Origin of the sequence: Candidatus Rhabdochlamydia sp. W815 (assembly GCF_018642185.1) — a bacterium.
Classification (GTDB): Bacteria; Chlamydiota; Chlamydiia; order Chlamydiales; family Rhabdochlamydiaceae; genus Rhabdochlamydia; species Rhabdochlamydia oedothoracis.
Genome location: NZ_JAAVTY010000159.1, coordinates 1 through 2,530 on the forward strand (window position 1 = coordinate 1; position 2,530 = coordinate 2,530).

Sequence of the window (2,530 nt, forward strand, 5' to 3'; positions counted from 1 at the left end):
TAGGTTAGGTGATGGTAGCCTTTAGGCAAGGTCTCTCCTTGTGTTTGATTGTTAAAAATCACAATAGAGATTCTTTCATCGCCTGCCTATTCTTTTTTTTAATTCTTCTGTGCACTTCAAACTTGACAAGACTCATTAAATTGGCATAATAATTAGATTAAATATAATCGCTGCTTGTAATGAATTCAGAGGTGGTTTTAATAAATTTTTTAATGTTAAATTTAGAGGAAAATTATGAGTGGAATATCTTTTTTTAATATGAACAGTAGCCATTTGGGCAATAATCTTGTATCTTTTTCCAATCGATCTAGCGGTTTTCAAGAAATCCCTTATACAGGTCTTAATAAAAGAATTGATGACTCATTAAAAAATTTTTTTGCAGCTTCAGAAAAGCACAATCCAAAAGTAAAAAATAACTTAGTTCATAAAGTAGATCGAGCTAAAAGGAGTACTGATTATAAACTAATTCAATCAGCATATATAGATGACCCAAACGCAGACAAGTTGATTCATAAAGTAAATATTTATGATGATGGATACCTGAGAAGATTATATACTAGTAAAAGGCCTTTTGCTCAAATTAAATATCAAAATGTAAAGATAACTAGCGATGATATGCTTGCTCAGGCAATTCGTTCAAAAGTTTCTCAATGCCTCTCTGAGTTTCAAAGAGAATTTTCAACGTTATTAGAATGCGACCATTTGAAAGAAAAACAGATGAATATTAGTTTTTATTTCCGGGGCTATGGAACAAAGGGTCAGGAGATACCTTTTAGTTTTTGTGGAGATATTATTAGATTAAACTTCTGTAGTAGTTATTTAGGAGATAAAGGGCAGCTTGAAAATCTAGACGCTGCGTTATTTCGTTCTTTCTTTATTTCTTATTTTGATGTAACTAAGGATCAATTTAATGGTAATTATCGTGGAATGAGCAATCAACTTTATCGGTTAATATATGGATTAAGCAAGGCGCTTGCAGCTCGTGCACCTTATTCCTCTTGTAATGAAAGAGGTAAAATTTTAAGTAGAAAACCTTCTCTTACAGATATCCAAGCTGTTTTAAATAACACCTGCAATCTTGATTTTTTTAATAAAGATCGCTCAGAATTGTGTCTTTTAGGCGAGTATTTGCTCTCAGAACAAAAAACTTTTGTTGAAAATCTACTGACCTCTTTTAGGACGAAAGATTTTAAAAAAATTAATAGTTATATGTCTAATTTTCTGTCGGGAAAAAGAGATATTCTTCAAATAAATCTCATATGTAGTACTAATCTAACGAATGTCTCTATAATTCAAAATGAGACTGACGTAACAGATCAAGAAATGAGTAACTTTTTTGACGGATTGAATAAAATACGAATACAATAGTTTTGATGTAATAGACAAGACTTAAATTGACACTTAGTGGTAAATAGCAAAGAAAAACAGCTTTTGCAACTAAGGCATCGGGGCTTATTTTATCTCTCAATTGCTATAGAAAAACCTGCATATGGACAGCTCCGAGTTTCCAATGAGATGAAAAAGAAAGGAGTTCTCATTTCTCCAGGAGGTGTGAGATCGATATGGCTAGATGTTTAGTCCCAAAGTGTGATGGAGTGGATTAATTCTAAAACTTTTTGGTTTTTTTTGCCAACTTTTGATAATATATTCAAATGGTGTTAATCATTTTAGAGCTTTCAATCTTTTCGCAAAGTTATAGGCATTTAAAAAATTATATAAATGCTCTTTTAACTGCTGATGGGTTTGGTAGTGGTATCTTTTCACGGTAGCCTCTTTAAGGGTTCTGTTCATCCGTTCAACTTGGCCATTTGTCCATGGGTGGTTTACTTTTGTTAACCGATGCTCTATTAGGATAAGAAGAAAACTTCTTCTTAAGGGGTTTTTCACCTTTTGTTTCAGGCAGACGACTTATCCCGTGCCTTTGTAAGCATCGATGAAGGGTAGATATTTTCTTCATTGCTTAGGATAGTGGAATGAATCTTTTTAGGCCCCGCTGAAACCCTCTCTTCCTCCACTTAAGAACAGTTTTAGGGTTGAGACTCAATTCCTCTGCTAATTTGGCTATGCTCTTTTGACTATTTTGTATTTTCCGACGTATCGCCTCAGTTGTTTTGGCGCACCCATGTACTATTTGTCCCATAATGTTTCCTTTGATGCTAAATGTTCATAGTATACACCATTATACTTTGGGACTAAACAAGCTCCGAGTTTCCAATGAGATGAAAAAGAAAGGAGTTCTCATTTCTCCAGGAGGAGTGAGATCGATATAGCTAAGGCCATGATCTAGAAACATTTAAGAAGAGACTAAAGGCGTTAGAAGCAAAATGTTGCACAAGATACCTATTATGTAGGCACTATTAAAGGTGTGGGAAGGATCTATCAGCAAACAGTGATTGATACCTATAGTAAAGTTGCTTTTGCTAAGTTGTATGACAGAAAAAATGCACTAGTAGCAGCATAAGTATTAAATGATAAAACAATACCCTGGTTTGAAGAACAAGAGTTAAGAGTGTTAAGAATACTTAACCGT

General features: G+C 33.6%; 1 protein-coding gene and 3 pseudogenes. 3 read left to right on the forward strand and 1 reads right to left on the reverse strand.

The window, feature by feature from the left end; all coding sequences use genetic code 11:
• Positions 1-234 precede the first annotated feature (234 nt).
• Complete coding sequence (locus RHOW815_RS07825) at positions 235-1,368, forward strand: hypothetical protein (RefSeq protein WP_215217744.1); 1,134 nt, start codon at positions 235-237, stop codon at positions 1,366-1,368.
• A 93-nt stretch (positions 1,369-1,461) separates the two neighbouring features.
• Positions 1,462-1,569, forward strand: a pseudogene (locus RHOW815_RS09460) (IS481 family transposase); the annotation flags it as partial.
• On the opposite strand, the pseudogene RHOW815_RS09465 reads toward RHOW815_RS09460, so the two are convergent.
• Positions 1,567-2,140: pseudogene (locus RHOW815_RS09465) on the reverse strand (integrase core domain-containing protein). The pseudogenes RHOW815_RS09460 and RHOW815_RS09465 overlap by 3 nt on opposite strands.
• Before the next feature lie 64 nt (positions 2,141-2,204).
• Here RHOW815_RS09465 and RHOW815_RS07835 point away from each other — a divergent pair.
• Positions 2,205-2,530 (forward strand): annotated as a pseudogene (locus tag RHOW815_RS07835) (IS481 family transposase); the annotation flags it as partial.